Here is a 23,828-nt window from a genome sequence, read left to right as displayed (position 1 = left end):
TTATGCGGACTGCGGCGCGCCTTCAGCCTGGGCGGCGGCGTTAGCGTGCTCCTGCTCCAGCAGCTGTTTTTCGTAGGCTTTGAGGAACGGCAGATACATCACCATCGCCGTCGCCATACAAATCAGGCACATGATCACCGGGCTAAAGCTCCAGTTTGCCGCCCAGGAGGCGCCGATAGGGGCCGGCGTCGTCCACGGCGTCATCGACACCACGCGGCTGACCAGGTCCAGCTTCAGCGCAAAGTAGGCCAGGGTCGCGTTGACCATCGGCACCAGCACGAACGGCAGGAAGAACAGCGGGTTCATGATGATCGGCGCGCCGAACAGAATCGGTTCGTTGATGTTAAATACGCCCGGCACCACGCCCATCCGGCCAATCGTCCGCAGATGCACGGCCTTGCTGCGCAGCAGCATCAGCGCCAGCGGCAGGGTGGAGCCGACGCCGCCGATCAGCAGATAGTGATCCCAGAAGCCCTGGACATAGATATGTGGAATCGCGGTGCCTGCGGCCATCGCCGCCTGGTTGATCGACAGATTCGCCATCCAGAACGGATTCATAATCCCGGTGACGATCAGCGCCCCGTGAATGCCGGCAAACCACAGCACCTGGCACACCAGTACCGACAGCAGGATCGCCGGTAGGGTATCGGAAGCCGCCACCAGCGGTTTCACCAGCGACATGATCGCTTCCGGAATGATCATGCCCAGTTGCGCTTCGATAAACAGGTTCAGCGGATGCAGCGTCAGCACGATCGCCAGCACCGGGATCAGGATCTCGAACGAGCGCGCCACGCCCGCCGGAACTTCAGGCGGTAGACGGATCGTAATGTTGTGGCGTTTGAGAAAGGCGTACAGCTCGGTAGAGTAAATCGCCACCAGAATTGCGGTAAAGATCCCCTGGCCGGAGAAGTAGGCGGTAGAGATCTGGCCATCTTTCAGCGGCGCGGCCACCAGCAGAAACGACATCAGCGACAGCATCCCGGCGGTCAGCGAGTCCAGGTTATGGTGCTTCGCCAGGCTGGCGGCGATCCCGACGGCGATAAACAGCGTCATCACCCCCATGCTGAAGTTAAACGGCAGCATCAGCGCATCGCGATGATCGAGCGAAAATTGCAGCCAGGCGCGGGCAAAGCCCCACGTCGTATCCGGGGAGAACGGCGGGAAGATAAACACCAGCAAAAACGAGCCAACGATCATAAAGGGCAGGGCGGTAATGAAACCGTCGCGGATGGAGGTGACGTATTTTTGCTGGCCGATCGCCCCCGCCATAGGCGTGATCTTCTGTTCAATCACGGCGATCAGCTTCGCGTACAGAGAGCTCATGATCTTTCCTTAGTTTTTGTTATCGATAAGGGAAAGCGCGAAATCCAGCACGGCGCCGCCTTTCTGCATGCCGTAATCCATCATGTTGATGGGTTCCACGCGGATCCCGTATTTATCAGCCTGTTTTTGCAGATCTTTCTGCATGTATTTCACCTGCGGCCCCAGCAGGACCACCTGGTAATGGCCGACCTGTTGATCGAACTCCGCGACGCCAAAGGCGTTGATCTCTACCGGCAACCCGCGCTGCTCGGCCTCGGCGATCATTTTTTTCACCAGCAGGCTGGTGGACATGCCCGCGGAACAGCACAACATTATCTTTTTCATATATCGCTCCTGATGAGTGGGATGCGCCGACTATAGTCACAACGGATATAAAACGGAAAGCGCTTTCCTTTTGTGGATTTATTTATTGTGACCACGATCACCTATGACGGGCTTTTACTTTACACAGGAGTGCGCGATCATCCTGGCGACTACTCTCTTCTGAAAGGCAGGATTATGAACATTCAGTTAATGAATGTTGCCGTCGATATCATCGAGCAGCGGCTGGCGCCGCTGGCCAACGTTCTGACGCGCAATAACCACATTACGGCGATGCGCGACAGCTTTGCGCTGGCGATGCCGTTTGTGATCGTCGGAAGTTTGCTGGTGCCGATTTTGTTTCCGCCCGTTTCCATCGACGGCGCATCGGCCTTTGGCCAGTTCTATTTCCAGCTGCGGCCTATTCTGCTGCCGACTTTTGAACTGACTATCGGGCTGGTGGCGCTGATTGTGGCCTTCGGCGCCAGCGCCAGTCTTGCCAAGCAGTACCGGCTACCGGAGCGGCTCTGCGGGCTGACCGGCTGCCTGGCGTTTTTGCTGTTTATCGGCTTTCGCGACAACGGCGCGACCAATATTTTTCTTGGCGGAATGGGGATTTTTACCGCGCTGATATCGAGTACTTACTCCATTGAAATTGTACGCTTTTTCTATAAGAAAGGCTGGTGCATCCGCCTGCCGGAAGAGGTACCGGTGATGACCCGTAACGGCTTTCAGCTACTGATTCCGCTGCTGGTGGTGATGCTCTCTATTAGCGTCATTAACGCGCTGCTGTTGCAAAGCACCGGGCGCATTTTACCGGAGCTGATTAGCGAAGCGGTACGGCCGCTGGTGGTGGCCTCCGATACCCTAACCGCGGTTTTAATATCGTTATTTATCTGCAACCTGCTTTGGTTTGTCGGTATTCACGGCGCGCTAATTATCACCGGGATTATGAACCCGTTCTGGATGACCTATCTGTTTGAAAACCAACAGGCGCTGGCCGCCGGTTCCGCCACGTTACCGCATATTTACCTGCAGGGATTCTGGGATTTCTACCTGCTAATCGGCGGTATCGGCTCGACGCTGCCGCTGGTTTTTATGGCGATGCGCAGCCGTTCCCGGCAGTTGAAAAGCGTCGGGAAAATTGGCCTGCTTCCCTCGCTGTTTAACATTAATGAGCCGATATTGTTCGGCTTTTCGATTATCATGAACCCGGTTTTTCTGCTGCCGTTTATTTTTGTGCCGCTGATAAATGCCTGTATCGCCTGGTATTTAACCCATTTGGGGATTCTCGACCGGGCGGTGGCGATGCTGCCGTGGTCGATGCCGGCGCCGCTCGGCGCGGCGTGGTCAGCCAACGGTAGCTGGAAAAACTTATGCATGTGCCTGTTCGCTATTTTTAACGCCTGGATGCTCTATCGCCCGTTCTTTAAGGTCTACGAACGCCAGCTTGCCGACGCTGAACGCTAAGCTTTTCGCCTGTCTGCCCCAGCCCGCCCTGCGCGGGCTTTTTTATTTCTGCCAGAATATGTGAACTCCATCACGAATATTTGCCCGCTATCGTTAAATTTGTGAACTCATCCGGCAATTACGGAAAGCGCTTTCCTTTTGTGGATGTACATTTCCTTTTTTGATCCGTAAATTTCCTCCCGTTCTCAGGCAGTGTTAATAAAAAAATAACCAAGGATAAAAAATGATCAGGCTAAATCATTCAATACCTCTGTCTTTACTTGCCCTTGCGGTGATGAGCGACTGCGCCAGCGCCGATCCGAAGTACGATTTTATGCTGCATGGCTATATCCGTTCAGGGATCCTTGCCAACGCCGACGGCAATCGCGCTGACTCCGTTGGCCTGATGCCGGACGGCAAGTGGCGTCTGGGCAACGAAGAAGATACCAAGATCGAACTGATCCCAACGGTGACGTTAACCTCGGACAGCGGCGTGGTAGCAAAAGTCCAGGCCAACATCACCCATCAGTCAAAATGTACCTCTGACTGGAACTGTCAGGACGACGACGGGCATGATGTGCAGTTCCGCGAAGGTTTTGCCGAACTGTCTAACCTCGACTTTGCCCCGGAGATGACCTTCTGGGCCGGTAAGCGCTACAGCAGCTCCAACACCTCCAGCCATCAGTTTGACTGGGAGTACATTCAGTACAACGGCACCGGCGGCGGCTTCGACAATATGGATCTTGGCTTCGCGCGCTTCGATGCCGGGGTTTACGCCTTCTCGCCGACGGACGAAACCAAAGCCTACCCGGTCGACAAAGGCGATCAGGGCTATCCGGATGACTACTCGCTCAACCTGTGGCTGAAAAAGATCGGCGGCACCGGCTTCGATCTTGAGCTGATTGGCCACCACATGAACCGCAACGAGAAGCACCCGACCTCGGCGGAAAAAGGCTACGGCGTGACCGGCGTTTACAACTTTGACGGCTTCTACGGCCTGACCGGCGGCTACTCTCGCGTGGTCTTCCAGTACGGACGCGGCCTGGCGGCGGGAGACTCGCTGGGTAAAAACGGCTGGGGCTGGGCAAACCTCGACGATACCCAATCCTGGCGCGTGGTGCTGGATAACATGGCCTCGCTCGGCGACTGGGAAATCTCCACGTTTGCCTACTATCAGAAAGACAAAAACTACCGCTGGTGGACGGAAGACGCCGAAGGCTGGGGGCGCACCAGCTGGGTGGCGGGGATCCGCCCGTATCAGCAGATCACCAAAAACTTCGCCATGCAGTACGAGCTGGGCTACGAATATCTCGACGATAAAAACTACAAAGGCGTGGACGGCAAGGGCAAAGGCGGCCTGACTAAAGTGACCATCGCGCCGACCCTGACCTTTGATTCCGGCTTCTGGACGCGCCCGCAGTTGCGCTTCTTCGTCACTTACGCGAAGTGGGATAAGGGGGTGTCCGACGCGCTGGACGGCAACTACGACTGGAGCACCAATACCCTTTCCGCCGGTAGCTACTCGCGCAGCGGCGATACCGACACGCTGAACTTCGGCGTGCAGGCCGAAGTCTGGTTCTGAGGAGAGATAACGATGATTAAGCCGGTGAAAAAACTGATGCTCGTCGCGCTGCTTTCGGCGCTGGGAAGCGCAGGCGCGATGGCCGCGGAGCAGTCGCACTTTGAACACTTTATTACCCGCGACGGCGCGACGTTAAAAGATGGCGACAAGGTGTTCCGCTTTGCGGGCATTCATGCGCCGGAGCTGCATCGTATTGAAGACGACGCGCGCGGCACCTGTAAAGCCGACTCGCGCGGCTGGGGGCAATACTTCCGCTGGCCGACGGCGGAGGAACAGGAAAACTGGATTAAAGCGCTGGTGCAAACCGGCGCCAGGGCGCAGCGGGTATACGTGCTCTCGGTGCAGCAGACGTTTGACGAGGCCTGCGGTCGCGAAACCCATATTCTGGCTCCGGAAACCGCCGACGGCATGCCGCGCCTGAACGAAAAGGCGATGCGGGTGTACGACAACATGATCGCCGAGGCGGACAAACAGGGGCTGCGCCTGATTCTACCGTTTATCGATCACTGGTGGTGGTGGGGCGGTCGCGAGCAGCTGGCGGCGTTCTACCACGAAAAGCCGGAGGATTTTTACCGTACCGATAGTAAAACCTTCAAGGCCTATCTGGACGTGATTCGTCAGGTTATCACCCGTACCAACAGCGTGACCGGGCGCCCTTACTATGACGAAAAAGCGATTATGGCCTGGGAGACCGGCAACGAGCTGGAAGACACCAACGCGGCGTTCCTTCAGCAGACCGCCGCATGGATCAAAAAGTGGGCGCCGCATCAGCTGGTGGTGGATGGCACCTATAAGAAAATTAATGCGTTTGCGCTTAACGATCCCCATGTCGATATCGTCAGCAACCACTACTACACCAATGCCGATAACAACCATCCCGATCAGGTGAAAAAAGACCTGACGGCGGCCGCGGGTAAGAAAGTCTACATGGTGGGCGAATTTGGCCTGCTGGATGCGCAGCAGCTTAACGCCATTATGCAGTCGATCGTCCATAGCGAAGTCAACGGCGCGCAGGCGGCGGGCGGTTTAATCTGGGGCTTCCGCGGTCATCGTCACGATGGCGGTTTCTACTGGCATAAAGAGTCCACCGGCCACTACAGCTACCATTTGCCGGGCTTTCCGGTCGACGGTAAAGCCAATCAGGAGATGGAGGTGGTCGATCTGGTGCGGACCGCCGCGGCGCAGATGAACGGGCAGGAGAAAGCGCCGCCGCTGCCGAAGCCGGATGCGCCGACGCTGCGGGCGACGGACTCACCGTTTGCGATCAACTGGCTGGGGGCGGCGGTAGGGCGCGCTTATGATGTCGAGCGCGCCGATTCGGCATCCGGACCGTGGAAGGTCGTGGGGCGCGATATTTCGGACGGAGTTAACGAGTGGAACCCGCAGACGATGGATCTGTTCCGCGATGACTATCGCAGTCTGCAACTGGGGAATACGTACTATTACCGCGTCATTGCTAAAAACGAGAGCGGCAGTTCATCGCCTTCGAACGTGATTAGCGTGAAGCACACCCAGGCGAATCAGACGCCGGAAGTCACGCTGGTGGAAACGCTCACCACCAGCCAGGACCAGGGCGTGCAGCTCAGCGCGAGCTGGCGCGATGACGGGCTGCCGGATCGCAACGTTAAGGTGAGCTGGAGCAACGGCGGCAACGCGCAGGCCCATATCTGCGCGACGGATAAAGCCGAAACTCGCGCCTGGTTTAGCGCCCCCGGTGAATACGCGCTGACCTTTAGCGCCGATGATGGTCTGCTCAAAAGCAGTAAAACCGTAAAGGTCACGGTGACGGAAACCGTCGGGAAAGCGCCCGCTGATTACTGCCGTTTTAGCGGCGGGGTTGTGAACGTGACCGATGGCAAGATCGAGGCGGCGAAAAGCGAGAAAGACGCGCTGACGATTGACGAAGACGGTTTCCTCGGGCCGTTCGCCAACGATGGCGATAAGGTGAGCTGGCAGGTTGCCGCGCCGTGGGCCGGCAAGTATCAGCTGCAGGTGACGTTCAGCGGCAAATGGGGCGGCAAGAAAAACTCGTTTATCGTCAACGGCGGCGCGCCAATCGCGGTTGAATTCCCGCAAACCGATGAACAGGGCCAGCAGCTGCGGGTGCCGGTGGAGCTGAAGGCCGGCGATAACCGCATCGACTTCGGTAAATTCGCCGGCGACTGGGGCTACATGTTTATCAAATCGATTGAAGTGGTTGCAGAGTAGTGCTTATTGGCTGCGCCCGTTGGGCGCGGCCTTTTTTAACTTACAGGAGGCGTTATGACCCGGTATCAGTTTCCGGAAGGTTTTTTTTGGGGCGCGGCGGCATCCGGTCCGCAAACGGAAGGGATAAGCAACAAGCCGCATCGTTCTATTTGGGATAGCTGGTTTGCCGAACAGCCGGAACGTTTTTATCAGCAGATTGGGCCGCAAACGGTTTGCGACACTTACCATCAGTATCCCCAGGACGTGGCGTTGATGAAGCGGACCGGGTTCAACTCTTTTCGCACCTCGATTCAGTGGTCGCGGCTGATTGACGACTTCGAAACCGGCGCGCCCAATGCGGACGCGGTGCGTTTCTATCATGCCTACCTGGATGAGATGATTGAAAACGGCATCGAGCCGATGATCAACCTCTATCACTTTGACATGCCGGAAGCGCTGCAAAAGCAGTACGGCGGCTTTGAGTCGGCGCACGTGACCGATCTTTTCGCGCGTTTTGCCCGTACCGCTTTTGAGCTGTTTGGGCACAAAGTGAAATACTGGATCACCTTCAACGAGCCGATTGTGCCAGTTGAGGGCGGCTATCTGTATGACTTCCACTATCCCTGCAAGAAAGACGGCAGTCTGGCGGCGCAGGTGGCGTTTAACATTATGCTGGCCCACGCCAAAGCGGTGCGCGAGTTTCGCGCGCTGGCGCTGGAAAGCGAGATTGGCGTGGTGCTGAATCTGACGCCGTCCTATACCCGCAACGACAGCGCGGAAGACCAAAAAGCGGCGTGGTATGCGGATCTGTTCTTCAACCGCAGCTTCCTCGACCCGCTGGTGAAACATCAGTTCCCGAAAGCGCTGTGCGAAATTCTGGCCGCGCACGACTGTTTGCCGGAGGTGACAAAAGCCGACGTTGAGCTGATTACCGGATCGCGCGTCGATTTTCTCGGCGTTAACTATTACGTTCCGCGGCGGGTGAAAGCGCGCGAAAGCGACTATACGCTGGACTATTTCACCCCGGAGTTCTATTTCGAAAACTATGTGAATCCGCAAGGGCGTTTTAATCCTTATCGCGATAATAATGAGATTCTGCCGCAGGCGATTTATGACATTGCCGCCAATATTCGCGATAACTACGGCAATATAAAGTGGTTCCTCGCGGAAATTGGTATCGCGATGGATATCGAGTCGGAAGGCGAGCCGGGCGAGGATGGGGTGATTGACGATTCGTTCCGCATCGGCCTGATGGAAGAGCATCTGGTGCAGCTGCATCGCGCCATTGCCGACGGCGCGAACTGCTTTGGCGTGCATCAGTGGACCTTTATCGATAACTGGTCGTGGATTAACTCGTTCAAGCGCCGCTACGGCTTCTGGCGGCTCGACTTGCAAACCGGAGAGCGGCTGATAAAGCGCAACGCGCTGTGGTTTGCCGAACTGGCGACCAGCAACGGCTTCAGTTCTGATAAATAGCCCGGCAAAATCCCCCCGGAGGCGGCGCTTGACGCGCCTGTCCGGGCTACCAAACCGCACGAACTTGTAGCCCGGACAGATGCGCAGCATCGCCTCCACGAAGTCATCCCCACCGGGGCTTCAGATGCCCTCCCCGGTGGCGGCTGACGCCTTAGCCGGGCTACCTGTCCACAGACGGTGGGGGCCTCGTAGCTCCGGTAAGGCGTCAGCCGCGAGCCGGGGATTATTGGCGCGATTTGTTCATTTCCGCCAGCGAAGCTATCCAGTTCATCGCCAGCTGCGGCCATTCGGCGGCGGGCAGGCCCCGGGTCCCGCGAATACCAAATCCGTGTTTCCCCTCGGCGAACAGATGCAGCTCGGTCGGCACCTGCTGCGCGCGCAGGGCGTTAAACATCACCAGCGCGTTATCCACCGGCACGGAAGGATCGTCTACCGCGTGGAAAATAAAGGTTGGCGGCGTCTGCGGCGTGACGTTCTGCTCCGGTGAATAGCGATGCTGCCGCTCCGCCGTCGGCGTTTCGCCAATCAATGCCTTGCGCGATCCGGGATGGGCAATCGCCGGATCCATCGAAATCACCGGATAGCCGAGCACCGCGAAGTCCGGCCGCGCGCTCTGCCGATCAACCGCGTCCACGGCGGCGTAAGCCGGTTCGCTATACCGGGTCTCCAGGCTGGCCGCCACGTGCCCCCCGGCGGAAAAGCCCATAATGCCGATTTTATGCGGGTCGATATGCCACTCGGTGGCCCGCGCCCGCAGGGTACGCAGCGCGCGCTGCGCATCGGCCAACGGCGCCTCGTTGCTTTCTGCGTGACCGTCCGCCGGTATCCGGTAGGTCATAACAAACAGGGTATAGCCACGGGCGTTAAATACCGGGGCGAGATCGCTGCCCTCTTTATCCAATACCACTCGCTGGTAAGAGCCGCCCGGCGTCACCAGCAGCGCAATACCGTTGGGCTTCTCCGGTGCGTAGACGGTAATTGTCGGAGCACGAATCCCGGTGACCGCGCGATCGGGCAGCGAGGGATCTTTGCTGCGCTCTACCAGCGATTCGCTCGCCGGGCTGTTTTTCGCGCCGGGGGCTTCACCGCCGGGCCAGACAGAAAAGGTGGGGAGAGAGGAAAATGCCGCCGGAGAAGCCAAAAGCAAAGCGATGGCGGCGGCCAGAGGTAAACGCGTCATAAGCATCTCCATTAAGGAAAAAGCTTATTTATCATTCATCAGGAACGGGTAAAGCGAGTTGTCTCACAGAACGCTGTTTCATTAAAAATAAAATGAAACAGCGTTTTAAGGTTATGCCTACTGCAGCTGGTCTTTATTAATACCCAACCGTTTCATGCGCGAAAGCAGCGTCGTGCGCTTTAATCCCAGACGCTGGGCCGCGCCCTTCGGCCCGGCGACCACCCCGTTACTCTCTTTCAGCACCCGGACAATGAGCTGGTATTCGTCTTCGCCCTCTTCCGGCAGCACTTCTGCCGGCAGCGGCTCAGTCTCGAGGCTCATTTCCGGCAGTGAAAGCTGCAGCACGCTGCCGCGGGTCAGCAGCACCGCGCGTTCAATGACGTTCTCCAGTTCGCGCACGTTACCCGGCCACTCCATGCGGCTAAGCAGGCGCAGCGTTTCCGCCGGAATGCTGTCGATATTGCGTCCGAGACGGCGGGCGATTTTAAAGGTGAAGGCCTTCACCAGCAGAGGAATATCCTCCGGCCGTTCGCGCAGGGGCGGCAGATGGATCGGGAAGACGTTCAGCCGGTAGTAGAGATCGCTGCGAAACTCGCGATCGGCGACCATCTGTTTAAGATCGCGGTTGGTGGCGGCGATCAGGCGCACGTCGGTGTGAATCAGCTTATTGCTGCCGAGACGCTCGAACTCCTGCTCCTGCAACACGCGCAGCAGTTTCGGCTGTAGTTCAATCGGCATATCGCCCACTTCATCGAGAAACAGCGAGCTTTTGTCCGCCAGTTCGAAACGGCCGATACGCTGGGCGCTGGCGCCGGTGAAAGCGCCGCGCTCGTGGCCAAACAGGTCGCTTTCCAGCAGCCCGGCTGGCATCGCCGCGCAGTTCATTTTGACCATCCGGCGGCTATTGCGGCCGCTCAGGTTATGAATAGCGCGGGCAATCAGCTCCTTACCGGTGCCGGTTTCGCCTAGGATCAGCACCGTACTGTCGCTCTGCGCCACCATCTCCACCTGCTTGAGCACGCTGTTCATGGCCTCGCTGCGGCCAATGATTTCGCCAAACTCGCTCTCAACGTTGTTGAGCTGTTCGGTCAGGGCGAGGTTCTCATCGACCAGCCGCTCTTTCAGCCGCTGAATCTCGCGGTAGGCGAGGGCGTTGTCGATGGCGATCGAGACGCGCTCGGCGATTTGCCGCAGCAGCTTGAGGTTGGTGGTGGTGAAGACTTTTTCATCGCACTGCGCCAGCTTCAGCACCCCAAGCAGAGTATTACCGGACATCAACGGCAGCAGGCACAGGGTCTGGATTTTGTTATCCCACATCTCGAAAAGCATTTTTTCGTACGGCGCCAGCGGGTCGTGCTCGTGGAGATTGAGCAGCAGCATCTCTTTGCTTTTGAATACCCGCTCGGTCAGGGTACCGGCTTCGTCCACTTCGCTCTGGTCATGTACCGGATGGCTGGCGTCGAGGTAGTGGGTGGAGTAGATATTGAGCTTACCTTTGCGGTTGCTGCGCAGTACCACGCTGATGGCGTCGATGCGGAAGTAGCGGTGGATCTCTTTGGCCACTTCGCTGACCAGCTCATCGATATCCAGCCGCGAGAGCACCGCGTTGGTGATCGCCACCAGGATGCGGAAGTTATCGCGTTCCCGGCACAGCAGGTCGTAATCGACGTTGTTGCTGACCCGGCTTTGGATCTGTTCGGTGACCACGGCAACGATTTGCGTAAAGGTGTGCAGCCGCTGGTACTCTTTTTCAGTCCACGGCCGGTTGTCGTCGCGAATAAATTCGCAGCCGCCGAAGATACGCCCTTCCGCCGCCAGCGGCAGCAGGCAGTAATAGCCAAAGTTGGGGTAGAGTCCGCTTACGGCGAGCTGCGGCCAGGTTTCGGCAAAGGTGGCGCTATCGCAATGCAGCGCATCCGGACGCGATAGCAGGCGTCGAACCGGGCCGTTGGCGAGGACGGTTTCATCTTCGTAGCTCACCGGCTGCCCCGCGTCGTCGCAGGCGTGCCGGATAGCGCGATGATTGCCGGAATGCCACAGAATAATCGCCGCCCGGTCGGCGAGCGCGGACTGCTGCACCAGGCCGGTCAGCGTCTCGCTCAGCGCGGCCAGGTCCGGCTGCTGTAATAAAATGCGGGTGATATCAAACAGACCCTGCTGCCCAAGATCGCCCATCGGTGTATACGACATTGCTTAAGTCCAAAAGCGCCGCAAAGCGGCGCAGAAGAAAGTGATGACACAAATAATAGTCTGTTAATAAAGCGGTTGTGACCGCCATTAACCCATCCGTGGGTGCCCGCTGGTTTGGGCTGGATAATCATGCAGGCTTTTCCCGGCTCGCGCTGCGCTTAGCCGGGCTACAGGTGTGCGCAGTGTTGTAGCCCGGATAAGGCGTTAGCCGCAATCCGGGGGCCCGCACCGTTAACAAATTCTCGGCAGCGGCTCGGCGTGAGGAAGATCCAGCGTGCGTTTGACGCCGTACAGACCGACAGAGCGCACGCCCGCGCGCGGCACAACGTCGCCGATTATCGCCGCATCGCGGCCTAATGGATGAGACCGTAAATGCGCAAGTACGCTTTCCGCCGCCTCGCGGGCAACGGCGATCAACAGCTTACCCTCGTTGGCGAAATTAAGCGCGTCCAGCCCCAGCAGCTCGCAAACGCCGCGTACGGTATCGTTAACCGGCAGCTTTTGTTCATGCAGCTCTATTCCGTAGCCGCTGGCGGCGGCGAATTCATGGGCCACCGCGTTAACGCCGCCGCGGGTGGCATCGCGCAGGGCTTTCACGCCAGCTACGTCGCGCAGCGTCTGAATCAAGGGCGTCAGCACCGCGCAGTCGCTGGACAGCGCGCCGTCCAGCCCCATCTGTTCGCGCAGGTTGAGGATCGTTGCCCCGTGATCGCCAAGCGTGCCGCTGACCAGCAGCACGTCTCCCGCGCTAATCTGCTGCGCCCCCCAGCGAATATCGGTAGGGATGACGCCGATCCCGGCGGTATTGATAAACAGCTTATCCGCCGCCCCGCGCGGCACCACTTTGGTATCGCCGGTCACAATGGCGATACCGGCTTCCCGCGCGGTCTGCGCCATGCTGCTCACCACCGCTTCGAGGGTGGCCATCTCCAGTCCCTCTTCGAGAATAAACCCGCAGGAGAGATAGCGCGGCAGCGCGCCGCTCACCGCCACATCGTTCGCCGTGCCGCAGACCGCCAGCTTGCCGATATTACCGCCGGGGAAAAACAGCGGATCGATAACGTAGCTGTCGGTGGAGAAGGCGAGCCTGTCGCCCTGCGCGCTAAGCTGAGCGAGATCGAGACGCGCCTGATCTTCCTGCTCCGCCAGCCAGGGGTTGGCGAAAGCCTGCATAAACAGGTCGCCGATCAGCTGCTGCATCGCCTGACCGCCGCTACCATGGGCTAACTGAACGCTTTTCATGCTTCGATTTCCTGACTGCGATATTGATACCAGGCGGCGCAGGCGCCTTCCGATGAGACCATCAGCGCGCCGAATGCGCTCTGCGGGTTGCAGGTATTGCCGAATAGCGGGCACTGGTGCGGTTTACAGCGGCCGGTCAGCACCTCGCCGCAGCGGGCGCGCGGGTCGTCGCAGACCCGCTGCGGCGCCGGGCGGAAATGCGCTTCTGCGTCGAAACGCTGATACGCGGCCGTCAGGTGCACGCCGGAGTCGTTAATCACCCCCAGACCGCGCCACTCGCTATCGCCGCTGAGGCAAAACACGTCGGCGATGGCCGACTGCGCCAGCGGGTTGCCCTCATCGGGCACCACCCGGCGATACTGGTTCTCCACTTCGCTGTGCTGCGCTATTGTCTGCTCAACCAGCATCATCGCGCCTTGCAGTAGATCAAGCGGTTCGAATCCGGCCACCACTAATGGACGGTGATAGTCGCTGGCGATAAACCCGTAAGCATCGGTGCCAATCACCATGCTGACGTGACCGGGGGCGAGAAAAGCGTCGATACCGTTATCCGGCTGGTCGAGCAGGCTGCGCAGGGTCGGCAGCAGGGTGATGTGCTGGCAGAAAAAGTAAAAGTTCCCGACGCCGCGCTCCCGGGCCTGACGCAGGGTCAGGGCGGTGGCGGGCATCGTCGTTTCAAAGCCGAGACCGAAGAATACCACTTCTCGCTCGGGGTGCTGCTGCGCCAGCTTCAGGGCGTCCATCGGCGAATAGACGATGCGGACGTCGGCGCCGCGCGATTTTGCCTGCAGCAGCGAGCCGTTTTTTCCCGGTACGCGCATGGCGTCGCCAAAGGTGCAGAAAATCACCCCCGGACGGCTGGCGATATCGATACAGGCGTCGATACGCCCCATCGGCAGCACGCACACCGGGCAGCCGGGGCCGTGGATAAATTCAATATTTTCCGGCAGCAGCTGATCGAGGCCAAATTTAAAAATAGCGTGGGTATGGCCGCCGCACACTTCCATTATGCGCAGCGGACGTTCGGCGGTATGCGGCAGCAGGCGCGCGCGCAGCCGGAGATGTTCCACCAGCTGCATCACCTGTTCCGGAGCGCGGTATTCATCAACAAAACGCATTTACCGCTCCTCGCCGTACAGCAGCGCGCCGACGTCCGGCTCGACTTCAAACATATTTTGCAGCGCCTCGAGGGTGTCGCGGGCTTCGGCTTCGTTAATCACGCTCATGGCAAAACCCACGTGGACCAGCACCCACAGGCCGAGACGCGGCTGACCGCGATCGTCAACCGCGCCCACCAGGGTCAGGTCGACTTCGCGTTGAATGCCGCACACTTCGACCTTCGCCAGATTGCCGTCAATAGCGCAGATTTGTCCGGGTATGCCTATGCACATTGCTGCGCCTCCAGCCAGCGAAGCCACTGGTCCATGCCTTCGCCGCTGGTGGCGGAAAGCAGAATAATGTCAATATCCGGGTTCACCTCGCGGGCGCAGGCCAGACACTTCTCTACGTCAAAGTTGAGATACGGCAGCAGGTCGACCTTGTTAAGCAGCATCAGACTGGCGGCGGCGAACATATGCGGATACTTCAGCGGTTTGTCTTCGCCTTCGGTTACCGACAGCACCGCCACTTTATGACGTTCGCCGAGGTCGAAACTTGCCGGACACACCAGGTTGCCGACGTTTTCGATAAACAGAATGCCGTGGTCCGCCAGCGGCAGGCGTGGCGCGGCGTCGGCGATCATCTGCGCGTCGAGATGGCAGCCTTTGCCGGTGTTGACCTGAATCGCCGGAGTGCCGGTGGCGCGGATGCGCGCGGCGTCGTTCACCGTTTGCTGATCGCCTTCAATGACCGCGCAGGCGGTTTTCTCTTTCAGCCGCAGCAGGGTTTCCGTCAGCAGGGTGGTTTTGCCGGAGCCGGGGCTGGAGACCAGGTTCAGCACCAGCTGGCTCCTGGCGGCGAAACGCGCGCGGTTGCGGGCGGCCAGACGGTTGTTTTTATCCAGGACGTCGATTTCCACTTCCAGCATCCGCCGCTGGCTCTGGCCCGGCGCATGGGTACCCGCTTCGCCATGACCGTAGTGCAGGTCGCCAGTCTCCGAGCGGGTGGGGGAAAAGTTATCGGTTTTCACGCCGGTAATGGTCATCATCTGGCGCGGGGCGGGCGCGAAGGGGGCGCTGCGAAACGCCGAATGCGGGTTATGCTCGTCGCCTTCTATATAAAGGTTGCCTTCACCGCAGCCGCAGGTTGTACACATAATCTTATTACTCCACTTCTAGTCGCTGAATCTGTAAGCCGTCATCCGCCACAATTTGCAGCCGGTCGCTCTGACACTGCGGGCAGCGGCGCACGTGCTGTGAGATGAGATGCACGTACTGCTGGCAGGATTCACACCAGCATTCAGCCTGTTGTTCGGCGATATGCAGCTCACAGCCTTCCGCCAGCGTGCCGCGGCACACCAGCTCAAAGCAGAAGGTCAGCGCGCTGGCTTCCACGCAGGAAAATGCCCCCACTTTCAGCCACACGCCGGTGACCCGACGCGCGCCGGCCTGCTGCGCCTGCTGTTCGATAATTTCCAGCGCCCGCTGGCTAAGGGTGATTTCGTGCATGGTGCCTCCGTATCGCGATGGCCCATTAATGCAATAACGATGCCAGGTCATAAGTAATGTCATAAAAATGTCGATGACACCGCTCAGACATCGTCATCGACATGTCTTTCTTATAGGGTAAATTTATTAAAATCGTTAAAAATCAATTAATTAACTTTTGGCATGAAAAATGCTTAACCGGTGCATCTCATACAACGGGGGATCCGGGATGACTATTTGGGAATTAAGTGAAAAGGCGGACTACATCGCCGATCGTCACCGCCAGCATCAGGAGCAGTGGCATACCTACTGCAACTCGCTGGTACAGGGGATAACCCTGTCGAAAGCGCGTTTGCATCATGCGATGAGCTGCGCGCCGGATAAAGAGCTGTGCTTCGTATTGTTTGGTCATTTTCAGGTTTACGTGGCGCTGGCGGAGGGCTTTAACAGCCACACCATCGAGTATTACGTAGAGAGTAAAGACGGCGGCGACAGACGGCTGATTGCCCAGGCCACGCTGGGCTCAGACGGCACCATTGATGGCCGGATCAGCAACCGCGATCGCGAGCAGGTTCTGGAGCACTATCTGGCGACTATCGCCAGCGTTTATGACCGTCTCTACGAGGCTATCGAACAAGACCAGCCGGTGGATTTAAACCACCTGACGCTGGCCCGTTAATCGTCAGGTGTCGACAAGTGTCGAAGCTGACACCTGCGCAACCTGTTTTCGTCAAAAATGACTTTCACCTGAGGACGACCCGGTGAACCGTTTTGTAATTGCTGACTCCACCGTCTGTATCGGCTGTCGCACCTGCGAAGCCGCCTGCGCTGAGACTCACCGCCAGCAGGGCCTGCAAGCCATGCCCCGGCTACGGCTGATGCGCAATGAAAAAGAATCCGCGCCGCAGATGTGCCACCACTGTGAAGATGCGCCCTGCGCCGCCGTCTGCCCGGTTAATGCCATTAATCGCGTCGATGGCGCGGTGCAGCTCAATGAGAGCCTGTGCGTAAGCTGCAAGCTGTGCGGCATCGCCTGTCCGTTCGGCGCCATTGAGTTTTCCGGCAGCCGCCCGCTGGATATTCCGGCTAACGCCAATACGCCGATGGCGCCCGCCGCGCCGCCGGCCCCGGCGCGCGTCAGCTCGCTGCTCGACTGGGTGCCGGGCGTACGCGCTATCGCCGTCAAATGCGACCTGTGCCACTTCGATGAGGAAGGCCCGGCGTGCGCGCGCACCTGCCCGACCAAAGCGCTGCTGCTGGTGGATATCCGCGATATCGCCCAGGCCAGCAAGCGTAAGCGGCAGCTGACTTTTAATACCGACCTCGGCGATCTGTCGCTGTTCCAGGCGCAACAAGGGGACGTGAAATGAGTGTGATTTCCTTAGTGAATCAGGCGGTGGCCTGGTACGCCGCCAGCGCGGTGCTGGCGTTTTTGTTCGCTCTGCGCAAACCGCTGAGCGGGGCGATCGCCGGGATTGGCGGCGCGGTCGCCAGCGCGATGCTGGTGCTGGCGGGCGGAACGGCGCTGCTGATGCCGGATCGCGTCAGCGCCGGCATGCTGCAAATGCTGCACCTGCCCCTGCGCGTTGGCGGCGTCAATGCGCTGTGGCTGCTGGCAATCGGCCTGTCGGCGCTGCCGATTTCGCTGTTCAATATCGCCTGGCATCGTCATCCGCAGGTTAAAGCCAACGGTCTGCTGGTGAATCTCCTGCTGGCCGCCGCCGTCTGCGCCGTGGTGGTGACGAACTTCGGCGCGCTGGTGGTGATGGCGGAAATTATGGCCCTTTGCGCCGCGTTTCTTACCGGCTGCGCGCAGTCCGGCAAGCTGTGGTTTGCGCTGGGACGCCTCGGTACGCTGCTGATGGCGTGGAGCTGCTGGCTGGTCTGGTCGACCTACGGCACCCTTGAGCTGGGGCAGATTACCCAGCTGGCGGTGGCGGCGCCGCAAAACGCGCTATTGTGGCTGCCGGGCCTGATCGGCTTTGCGCTGCTGGCCGGGGTCATTCCGCTGCACGGCTGGGCGCCGCAGGCCCACGCTGGCGCCAGCGCTCCGGCTGCCGCGCTGTTTTCTACGGTAGTGATGAAGGTCGGTCTGTACGGCATCCTGACGGTCTCGCTGGCCGGCAGCGTTCCGCCGCTGTGGTGGGGCGTGATGCTGCTGGTGCTGGGGATGATCACCGCCTTCGTCGGCGGGCTGTACGCCCTGATGGAGCACAATATTCAGCGCCTGCTGGCGTACCACACCCTGGAAAACATCGGCATTATCCTGCTCGGCCTCGGGGCATTCGTCACCGGCGTGGCGACTCATAACCCAACCCTGATGGTGCTGGGCTTTATCGGCGGCATGTATCACCTGATCAACCATAGCCTGTTTAAAACTACCCTGTTCCTCGGCGCGGGAGCGGTGTGGTTCCGCACCGGCCATCGCGATATCGAAAAGCTTGGCGGGATCGGCAAGAAAATGCCGCTGATTTCCCTTTCGATGCTGGTGGGTCTGATGGCGATGGCCGCGCTGCCGCCGCTGAACGGCTTCGCCGGAGAGTGGGTTATCTATCAGTCCTTCTTTAAGTTGAGCACCGGCGACGCGTTTGTTGGCCGCCTGCTTGGGCCGCTGCTGGCGGTGGGCCTGGCGATCACCGGCGCGCTGGCGGTGATGTGTATGGCGAAAGTCTACGGCGTCACCTTCCTCGGCGCGCCGCGAAGCAAAGAGGCGGAAAACGCCACCTGCGCGCCGGGGCTGATGACCTTTAGCGTGGTGCTGGCCGCCGTCTGCTGCGTGATTGGCGGGGTTGCCGCGCCGTGGCTGCTGCCGCTGGTGAGCGGGGCGTTTCCGGTGCAGGCGGAGGTCTCCAGCGTGGTGTCTCAGCCGCTGATCGCCATTCTGCTGATTGCCTGCCCGCTGCTGCCGCTGCTGCTGATGATCTTCTTTAAGGGCGATCGCCTGCCGGCGCGCTCGCGCGGCGCGGCCTGGGTCTGCGGCTATGACCATGAAAAATCCATGGTGGTGACCGCCCACGGTTTCGCCATGCCGGTGAAAGAGGCTTTTGCGCCAATTCTCAAGCTGCGCCACTGGCTGAACCCGGTGCGCCTGGTACCCGGCTGGCAGAACGCTTCCGCGCCCGCGCTGTTTCGCGGCGTGGCGCTGGTGGAGCTGGCGGTACTGGTGGTGATTGTGATTTCCCGAGGAGCCTGAGAATGAGCGTATTAATTGCATTGTTGCAGGCGCTGGTGCTGTTCGCCGTCGCGCCGCTGTTGTCCGGGGTGACCCGCGTCGCCCGCGCGCGTCTGCATAATCGCCGCGGCCCGGGCGTACTGCAGGAGTACCGGGATATCCTGAAACTGCTGGGGCGCCAGAGCGTTGGCCCGGATGCCTCCGGCTGGGTCTTCCGCCTGACGCCGTACGTGATGGTCGGCGTGATGCTGACCATCGCTACCGCGCTGCCGGTGGTGACCGTTGATTCGCCGATGGCGGGGCTGGGCGACCTGATTACCCTGATCTACCTGTTCGCCATCGCCCGTTTCTTCTTCGCTATCTCCGGCCTCGATACCGGCAGCCCGTTTACCGCTATCGGGGCGAGCCGTGAAGCGATGCTCGGCGTGCTGGTGGAGCCTATCCTGCTGCTCGGCCTGTGGGTCGCGGCTCAGGTCGCCGGATCCACCCATATCAGCAGTATCACCGACACCATTTATCACTGGCCTGTCGCCCGCACTCTTCCGCTGATTCTGGCGCTGTGCGCCTGCGCCTTCGCCACCTTTATCGAAATGGGCAAGCTGCCGTTCGACCTGGCGGAAGCGGAGCAGGAGCTTCAGGAAGGCCCGCTCTCGGAATACAGCGGTAGCGGCTTCGGCGTGCTGAAGTGGGGCATCAGCCTCAAGCAGCTGGTGGTCCTGCAAATGTTCGTCGGCGTATTTATCCCGTGGGGACAGATGACCAGCTTTAGCGTCGGCGGTCTGCTGCTGGCGCTGGTAGTTGCCGTCGTCAAGCTGGTGCTTGGCGTGCTGGTGATTGCGCTGTTCGAAAACAGCATGGCGCGTCTGCGCTTTTGCGCCACCTCCCGCGTCACCTGGGCCGGGTTTGGTTTTGCCTTTTTAGCCTTCGTCTCCTTGCTGGTGGCGTGATTTAAGAGAGTTTGAGCATGTCTGAAGAAAAAATCGGTCAACACTATCTCGCCGCGCTGCATCAGGCCTTTCCGGGCGTGGTGCTGGATGAAGCCTGGCAGACCAAAGACCAGTTGACGGTCACGGTAAAGGTCAACTATCTGCCGGAAGTGGTCGAGTTCCTGTACTACAAGCAGGGCGGCTGGCTGTCTGTGCTGTTTGGCAACGACGAACGCAAGCTCAACGGCCACTACGCCGTCTACTACGTGCTGTCGATGGAGCAGGGCACGAAATGCTGGATCACCGTGCGCGTGGAAGTGGACGCCAATAAACCGGAATATCCGTCGGTGACGCCACGCGTGCCGGCGGCGGTGTGGGGCGAGCGCGAAGTGCGCGATATGTATGGTCTGGTGCCGGTGGGGCTGCCGGACGAGCGCCGGCTGGTGCTGCCGGACGACTGGCCGGATGAACTCTATCCGCTGCGAAAAGACAGCATGGACTACCGTCAACGCCCGGCGCCGACCACCGATGCCGAAACCTACGAGTTTATCAACGAGCTGGGCAGCAAGAAAAACAACGTGGTGCCGATTGGCCCGCTGCACGTCACCTCCGACGAACCGGGCCACTTCCGCCTGTTCGTTGACGGCGAGAATATTATCGACGCCGACTACCGCCTGTTCTACGTTCATCGCGGGATGGAAAAGCTGGCGGAAACCCGGATGGGCTACAACGAAGTCACCTTCCTGTCGGACCGCGTGTGCGGTATCTGCGGTTTCGCCCACAGCACCGCCTACACCACTTCGGTAGAGAACGCGATGGGCATCGTAGTGCCGGAGCGCGCGCAGATGATCCGCGCCATTCTGCTGGAGGTGGAGCGCCTGCACTCGCACCTGCTGAACCTCGGCCTCGCCTGCCACTTTACCGGCTTCGACTCCGGGTTTATGCAGTTCTTCCGCGTGCGCGAAACCTCGATGAAGATGGCGGAAATTCTTACCGGGGCGCGTAAAACCTACGGTCTGAACCTGATTGGCGGCATTCGTCGCGATCTGCTGAAAGAGGACATGATCCAGACCCGCCAGCTGGCGCAGCAGATGCGTCGCGACGTGCAGGAGCTGGTGGATATGCTGCTCAGCACGCCGAATATGGAGCAGCGTACCGTGGGCATTGGTCGTCTCGACCCGCAAATCGCCCGCGACTTCAGCAACGTTGGCCCGATGGTGCGCGCCAGCGGGCACGCCCGCGATACCCGCGCCGATCACCCGTTTGTCGGCTACAGCCTGCTGCCGATGGAAGTGCACAGCGAACAGGGATGCGACGTCATCTCGCGTCTGAAGGTGCGCATCAACGAGGTCTACACCGCGTTGAACATGATCGACTTTGGCCTCGATAACCTGCCGGGCGGCCCGCTGATGGTGGAGGGCTTCACCTATATTCCGCACCGCTTCGCGCTCGGCTTCTCAGAAGCGCCGCGCGGGGATGATATCCACTGGAGTATGACCGGCGATAACCAGAAGCTGTACCGCTGGCGCTGCCGGGCGGCGACCTACGCCAACTGGCCGACTCTGCGCTATATGCTGCGCGGCAATACCGTCTCCGACGCGCCGCTGATCATCGGCAGCCTTGACCCGTGCTACTCCTGTACCGATCGCATGACGGTGGTCGACGTGCGCAAGAAGAAGAGCAAAGTGGTGCCGTACAAAGAGCTGGAGCGCTACAGCATCGAGCGTAAGAACTCGCCGCTGAAATAAGGAATCGCCATGTTTACCTTTATTAAAAAAGTCATCAAAACCGGCACCGCGACGCACTCATACCCGCTGGAGCCGATGCCGGTGGATAAAAATTTCCGCGGCAAACCGGAGCATAATCCGCAGCAGTGTATCGGCTGCGCCGCCTGCGTTAACGCCTGTCCGTCGAACGCCCTGACGGTAGAAACCGATCTCGCCACCAACCAGCTGGCGTGGCAGTTCAACCTCGGGCGCTGCATTTTCTGCGGACGCTGCGAAGAGGTCTGCCCGACGGCGGCGATTAAGCTCTCTCAGGAGTACGAGCTGGCGGTATGGAAGAAAGAGGATTTTCTCCAGCAATCGCGTTTTGCCATTTGCCACTGCCGGGTGTGTGAACGCCCATTCGCCGTACAGAAAGAGATCGACTATGCCATCGCGCTGCTCAAACACAACGGCGATAGCCGCGCCGAGCTGCATCGCGAAAGCTTCGAGACCTGCCCGGAGTGCAAACGCCAGAAGTGCCTGGTGCCGTCCGACCGTATTGAACTGACTCGCCATATGAGAGAGGCCAGCTGATGAGCAACTTATTAGGCCCGCGCGATGACAACGGCATTCCGGTGCCGATGACGGTGGATGAGTCCATCGCCAGCATGAAGGCATCGCTGCTGAAGAAAATTAAGCGTTCCGCCTACGTTTATCGGGTGGACTGCGGCGGCTGCAACGGCTGCGAGATCGAGATTTTCGCCACCCTGTCGCCGCTGTTCGACGCCGAGCGCTTTGGGATCAAAGTGGTGCCGTCGCCGCGTCACGCCGATATTCTGCTGTTTACCGGGGCGGTGACCCGGGCGATGCGTTCTCCCGCGCTGCGCGCGTGGCAGTCCGCGCCGGATCCGAAAATCTGCATCTCCTATGGCGCCTGCGGCAACAGCGGCGGCATCTTCCACGACCTTTATTGCGTGTGGGGCGGAACCGATAAAATCGTGCCGGTGGATGTCTATATTCCCGGCTGCCCGCCCACCCCGGCCGCGACGCTGTACGGCTTCGCGATGGCGCTGGGCCTGCTGGAACAGAAAATCCACGCCCGCGTGCCGGGCGAGCAGGACGAGCAGCCGACCGAACTCCTGCACCCGGATATGGTACAGCCGCTGCGGGTGCGCATCGATCGCGAAGCGCGCCGGCTGGCGGGCTATCGCTACGGCCGGCAGATTGCCGACGACTATATGCGCCTGCTGGGGCAGGGCGATAGCCAGGTGATGCGCTGGCTGGAGGCGGAAAAAGATCCGCGTCTGACCGAGATCGTCACCCATCTGAACCAGGTCGTAGAAGGAGCGCGTATCCGATGAGCGAGACGGTGGTGTTCAGTCAGCTGAGCCGTAAATTTATTGATGAGAACGACGCGACGCCTGACCAGGCGCAGCAGGTGGTCTATTACAGCCTGGCGATTGGCCACCACCTCGGCGTCATCGACTGCCTCGAGGCGGCGCTGAGCTGCCCGTGGCAGGCGTATCTGGCGTGGATTGCGACCCTCGAAGAGGGCAGCACCGCGCGGCGTAAAATGGAAGGCGTGCCGAAGTACGGCGAGATTGTTATCGACAGCAATCATGTGACGATGCTGGCTAACGCTTTTGATAAAGCGCTGGCGCGACAGACGCCCGAGCAGCAGGCGTGGAGCAAAACTATGCTCAGTATGCTGCATGATATTCACCAGGAAAGCGCCATCTATCTGATGGTGAGGAGACTCCGTGACTGACGTTTTACTCTGTGTCGGCAATAGCATGATGGGCGACGACGGCGCAGGCCCGCTGCTGGCGGAGATGTGCGCGGCTAATCCCGTCGGTGATTGGGTGGTGATTGACGGCGGCAGCGCGCCGGAAAACGATATCGTCGCCATTCGCGAGCTGCGCCCCGAGCGCCTGCTGATCGTCGATGCCACCGATATGGGTCTGAACCCCGGCGAGATCCGCATCGTCGATCCGGACGATATCGCCGAGATGTTTATGATGACTACCCACAATATGCCGCTCAACTATCTGATCGATCAGCTAAAAGAGGATATCGGCGAGGTGATTTTTTTGGGTATTCAGCCGGATATCGTCGGCTTTTATTACCCGATGACCCAGCCGATTAAGGACGCGGTCGAAGCGGTGTACGCGCGGCTTGATGGGTGGCAGGGGCAGGGGGGTTTTGCGGCACTTGAAGCCGCAGAGGAGCCGGCGTTCCCCGGCTAAGCGCAGCGCAAGCCGGGAGTTTGGTCAGGGGGAGCAGGTTTACTTTTTCCCGGGTCGCGGCGTAAACGCCTTACCCGGGCTACGACGACTTTTGTCACTCTGGCGTTTGCCATTCCCGGAGGCGATGCAGCGCATCTGTCCGGGCTACGACGACTTTTGTCACCCTGGCGTTTGCCAGTCCCGGAGGCGATGCTGCGCATCTCTCCGGGCTACCGGTCCGCGGGCGTTGATGAACCTGTAGCCCGGCTAAGCGCAGCGCGAGCC

General features: G+C 59.7%; 22 protein-coding genes. 13 read left to right on the top strand and 9 right to left on the bottom strand.

Translation table 11 applies throughout. The features are described from left to right. Positions 1-1,323, bottom strand: coding sequence for a PTS cellobiose transporter subunit IIC (locus HMPREF3178_RS26635; protein WP_004104872.1), 1,323 nt, complete (start codon positions 1,321-1,323; stop codon positions 1-3). A gap of 9 nt (positions 1,324-1,332) precedes the next feature. Further along, entirely contained in the window at positions 1,333-1,647 is a 315-nt protein-coding gene (locus HMPREF3178_RS26630; RefSeq protein ID WP_004104871.1) for a PTS sugar transporter subunit IIB, read from the bottom strand. A 174-nt stretch (positions 1,648-1,821) separates the two neighbouring features. On the opposite strand from HMPREF3178_RS26630, the gene HMPREF3178_RS26625 reads away from it, so the two are divergent. The 4 genes from HMPREF3178_RS26625 (at position 1,822) to HMPREF3178_RS26610 (ending at position 8,317) form a co-directional block, all read left to right on the top strand. After that, positions 1,822-3,093, top strand: coding sequence for a PTS sugar transporter subunit IIC (locus HMPREF3178_RS26625; protein WP_070585612.1), 1,272 nt, complete (start codon positions 1,822-1,824; stop codon positions 3,091-3,093). Positions 3,094-3,316: 223 nt separating this feature from the next. Further along, on the top strand, positions 3,317-4,654 hold the full coding sequence (locus HMPREF3178_RS26620) for a maltoporin (RefSeq protein ID WP_004104869.1): 1,338 nt from the start codon (positions 3,317-3,319) through the stop codon (positions 4,652-4,654). Positions 4,655-4,669: 15 nt separating this feature from the next. After that, positions 4,670-6,862: a CBM35 domain-containing protein gene (locus HMPREF3178_RS26615; protein ID WP_029496788.1), complete on the top strand. Its 2,193-nt coding sequence runs from the start codon at positions 4,670-4,672 to the stop codon at positions 6,860-6,862. Between the two features lie 54 nt (positions 6,863-6,916). Further along, the gene (locus tag HMPREF3178_RS26610; RefSeq protein WP_004104867.1) at positions 6,917-8,317 is read left to right on the top strand and encodes a glycoside hydrolase family 1 protein; all 1,401 of its coding nucleotides are present in this window, start codon (positions 6,917-6,919) and stop codon (positions 8,315-8,317) included. 223 nt (positions 8,318-8,540) lie between these two features. Here the strand turns inward: HMPREF3178_RS26610 and HMPREF3178_RS26605 are convergent, their stop codons facing one another. The 7 genes from HMPREF3178_RS26605 to hypA form a co-directional block, all read right to left on the bottom strand. Then, positions 8,541-9,497 carry an alpha/beta hydrolase gene (locus tag HMPREF3178_RS26605; protein WP_017145504.1) on the bottom strand — a complete coding sequence of 319 codons (957 nt, stop codon included), beginning with the start codon at positions 9,495-9,497 and terminating at the stop codon, positions 8,541-8,543. Positions 9,498-9,614: 117 nt separating this feature from the next. Next, positions 9,615-11,687, bottom strand: coding sequence for a formate hydrogenlyase transcriptional activator FlhA (gene flhA / locus HMPREF3178_RS26600; protein ID WP_004104864.1), 2,073 nt, complete (start codon positions 11,685-11,687; stop codon positions 9,615-9,617). Positions 11,688-11,918: 231 nt separating this feature from the next. Continuing rightward, positions 11,919-12,929, bottom strand: coding sequence for a hydrogenase expression/formation protein HypE (gene hypE, locus HMPREF3178_RS26595; protein WP_004104863.1), 1,011 nt, complete (start codon positions 12,927-12,929; stop codon positions 11,919-11,921). After that, on the bottom strand, positions 12,926-14,047 hold the full coding sequence (gene hypD / locus HMPREF3178_RS26590; RefSeq protein WP_004104862.1) for a hydrogenase formation protein HypD: 1,122 nt from the start codon (positions 14,045-14,047) through the stop codon (positions 12,926-12,928). The genes hypE and hypD overlap by 4 nt, the downstream gene beginning before the upstream one ends. Continuing rightward, positions 14,048-14,320, bottom strand: a complete 273-nt coding sequence (locus HMPREF3178_RS26585) for a HypC/HybG/HupF family hydrogenase formation chaperone (RefSeq protein ID WP_070585610.1) — start codon at positions 14,318-14,320, stop codon at positions 14,048-14,050. It lies immediately after the preceding gene. After that, complete coding sequence (hypB, locus tag HMPREF3178_RS26580; RefSeq protein ID WP_004104860.1) at positions 14,311-15,183, bottom strand: hydrogenase nickel incorporation protein HypB; 873 nt, start codon at positions 15,181-15,183, stop codon at positions 14,311-14,313. Before hypB ends, HMPREF3178_RS26585 begins: the two co-directional genes overlap by 10 nt. 7 nt (positions 15,184-15,190) lie before the next feature. Then, a complete protein-coding gene (gene hypA, locus HMPREF3178_RS26575; RefSeq protein WP_004104859.1) occupies positions 15,191-15,535 on the bottom strand; it encodes a hydrogenase maturation nickel metallochaperone HypA in 345 nt (114 codons plus the stop codon). Positions 15,536-15,743: 208 nt separating this feature from the next. Between hypA and hycA the strand changes: the two genes are divergently transcribed. The 9 genes from hycA to hycI all read left to right on the top strand — a co-directional run bounded on the left by hycA (position 15,744) and on the right by hycI (position 23,564). After that, positions 15,744-16,193, top strand: coding sequence for a formate hydrogenlyase regulator HycA (gene hycA, locus HMPREF3178_RS26570; protein WP_004104858.1), 450 nt, complete (start codon positions 15,744-15,746; stop codon positions 16,191-16,193). A gap of 82 nt (positions 16,194-16,275) precedes the next feature. Further along, entirely contained in the window at positions 16,276-16,884 is a 609-nt protein-coding gene (locus HMPREF3178_RS26565; RefSeq protein WP_017145505.1) for a 4Fe-4S dicluster domain-containing protein, read from the top strand. Further along, positions 16,881-18,707: a formate hydrogenlyase subunit 3 gene (gene hycC / locus HMPREF3178_RS26560; protein WP_017145506.1), complete on the top strand. Its 1,827-nt coding sequence runs from the start codon at positions 16,881-16,883 to the stop codon at positions 18,705-18,707. The genes HMPREF3178_RS26565 and hycC overlap by 4 nt, the downstream gene beginning before the upstream one ends. A 2-nt stretch (positions 18,708-18,709) precedes the next feature. Beyond that, positions 18,710-19,633, top strand: a complete 924-nt coding sequence (locus tag HMPREF3178_RS26555) for a respiratory chain complex I subunit 1 family protein (RefSeq protein ID WP_004104852.1) — start codon at positions 18,710-18,712, stop codon at positions 19,631-19,633. 17 nt (positions 19,634-19,650) lie between these two features. Beyond that, entirely contained in the window at positions 19,651-21,360 is a 1,710-nt protein-coding gene (gene hycE, locus HMPREF3178_RS26550; protein ID WP_004104850.1) for a formate hydrogenlyase subunit HycE, read from the top strand. A 9-nt stretch (positions 21,361-21,369) separates the two neighbouring features. Next, complete coding sequence (locus tag HMPREF3178_RS26545; RefSeq protein ID WP_004104848.1) at positions 21,370-21,912, top strand: formate hydrogenlyase complex iron-sulfur subunit; 543 nt, start codon at positions 21,370-21,372, stop codon at positions 21,910-21,912. Further along, on the top strand, positions 21,912-22,679 hold the full coding sequence (locus tag HMPREF3178_RS26540) for an NADH-quinone oxidoreductase subunit B family protein (protein ID WP_004104846.1): 768 nt from the start codon (positions 21,912-21,914) through the stop codon (positions 22,677-22,679). Before HMPREF3178_RS26545 ends, HMPREF3178_RS26540 begins: the two co-directional genes overlap by 1 nt. Beyond that, the gene (locus tag HMPREF3178_RS26535; protein ID WP_004104844.1) at positions 22,676-23,086 is read left to right on the top strand and encodes a formate hydrogenlyase maturation HycH family protein; all 411 of its coding nucleotides are present in this window, start codon (positions 22,676-22,678) and stop codon (positions 23,084-23,086) included. The genes HMPREF3178_RS26540 and HMPREF3178_RS26535 overlap by 4 nt, the downstream gene beginning before the upstream one ends. Next, positions 23,079-23,564 carry a hydrogenase maturation peptidase HycI gene (gene hycI / locus HMPREF3178_RS26530; RefSeq protein WP_004104842.1) on the top strand — a complete coding sequence of 162 codons (486 nt, stop codon included), beginning with the start codon at positions 23,079-23,081 and terminating at the stop codon, positions 23,562-23,564. Before HMPREF3178_RS26535 ends, hycI begins: the two co-directional genes overlap by 8 nt. Positions 23,565-23,828 lie beyond the last annotated feature (264 nt).

Source organism: Klebsiella sp. HMSC09D12, assembly GCF_001808475.1.
Classification (GTDB): Bacteria; Pseudomonadota; Gammaproteobacteria; order Enterobacterales; family Enterobacteriaceae; genus Klebsiella; species Klebsiella oxytoca.
The sequence above is the reverse complement of the archived record's forward strand: the minus strand, read 5'-3'. Positions and strand labels throughout refer to the sequence as shown.

Coding starts and splice junctions, on each gene's coding strand:
- HMPREF3178_RS26635 (WP_004104872.1), bottom strand. CDS start 1,323: ATGAGCTCTCTGTACGCGAAGCTGATCGCCGTGATTGAACAGAAGATC.
- HMPREF3178_RS26630 (WP_004104871.1), bottom strand. CDS start 1,647: ATGAAAAAGATAATGTTGTGCTGTTCCGCGGGCATGTCCACCAGCCTG.
- HMPREF3178_RS26625 (WP_070585612.1), top strand. CDS start 1,822: ATGAACATTCAGTTAATGAATGTTGCCGTCGATATCATCGAGCAGCGG.
- HMPREF3178_RS26620 (WP_004104869.1), top strand. CDS start 3,317: ATGATCAGGCTAAATCATTCAATACCTCTGTCTTTACTTGCCCTTGCG.
- HMPREF3178_RS26610 (WP_004104867.1), top strand. CDS start 6,917: ATGACCCGGTATCAGTTTCCGGAAGGTTTTTTTTGGGGCGCGGCGGCA.
- HMPREF3178_RS26605 (WP_017145504.1), bottom strand. CDS start 9,497: ATGACGCGTTTACCTCTGGCCGCCGCCATCGCTTTGCTTTTGGCTTCT.
- flhA (WP_004104864.1), bottom strand. CDS start 11,687: ATGTCGTATACACCGATGGGCGATCTTGGGCAGCAGGGTCTGTTTGAT.
- hypE (WP_004104863.1), bottom strand. CDS start 12,929: ATGAAAAGCGTTCAGTTAGCCCATGGTAGCGGCGGTCAGGCGATGCAG.
- hypD (WP_004104862.1), bottom strand. CDS start 14,047: ATGCGTTTTGTTGATGAATACCGCGCTCCGGAACAGGTGATGCAGCTG.
- HMPREF3178_RS26585 (WP_070585610.1), bottom strand. CDS start 14,320: ATGTGCATAGGCATACCCGGACAAATCTGCGCTATTGACGGCAATCTG.
- hypB (WP_004104860.1), bottom strand. CDS start 15,183: ATGTGTACAACCTGCGGCTGCGGTGAAGGCAACCTTTATATAGAAGGC.
- hypA (WP_004104859.1), bottom strand. CDS start 15,535: ATGCACGAAATCACCCTTAGCCAGCGGGCGCTGGAAATTATCGAACAG.
- hycA (WP_004104858.1), top strand. CDS start 15,744: ATGACTATTTGGGAATTAAGTGAAAAGGCGGACTACATCGCCGATCGT.
- hycC (WP_017145506.1), top strand. CDS start 16,881: ATGAGTGTGATTTCCTTAGTGAATCAGGCGGTGGCCTGGTACGCCGCC.
- HMPREF3178_RS26555 (WP_004104852.1), top strand. CDS start 18,710: ATGAGCGTATTAATTGCATTGTTGCAGGCGCTGGTGCTGTTCGCCGTC.
- hycE (WP_004104850.1), top strand. CDS start 19,651: ATGTCTGAAGAAAAAATCGGTCAACACTATCTCGCCGCGCTGCATCAG.
- HMPREF3178_RS26545 (WP_004104848.1), top strand. CDS start 21,370: ATGTTTACCTTTATTAAAAAAGTCATCAAAACCGGCACCGCGACGCAC.
- HMPREF3178_RS26540 (WP_004104846.1), top strand. CDS start 21,912: ATGAGCAACTTATTAGGCCCGCGCGATGACAACGGCATTCCGGTGCCG.
- HMPREF3178_RS26535 (WP_004104844.1), top strand. CDS start 22,676: ATGAGCGAGACGGTGGTGTTCAGTCAGCTGAGCCGTAAATTTATTGAT.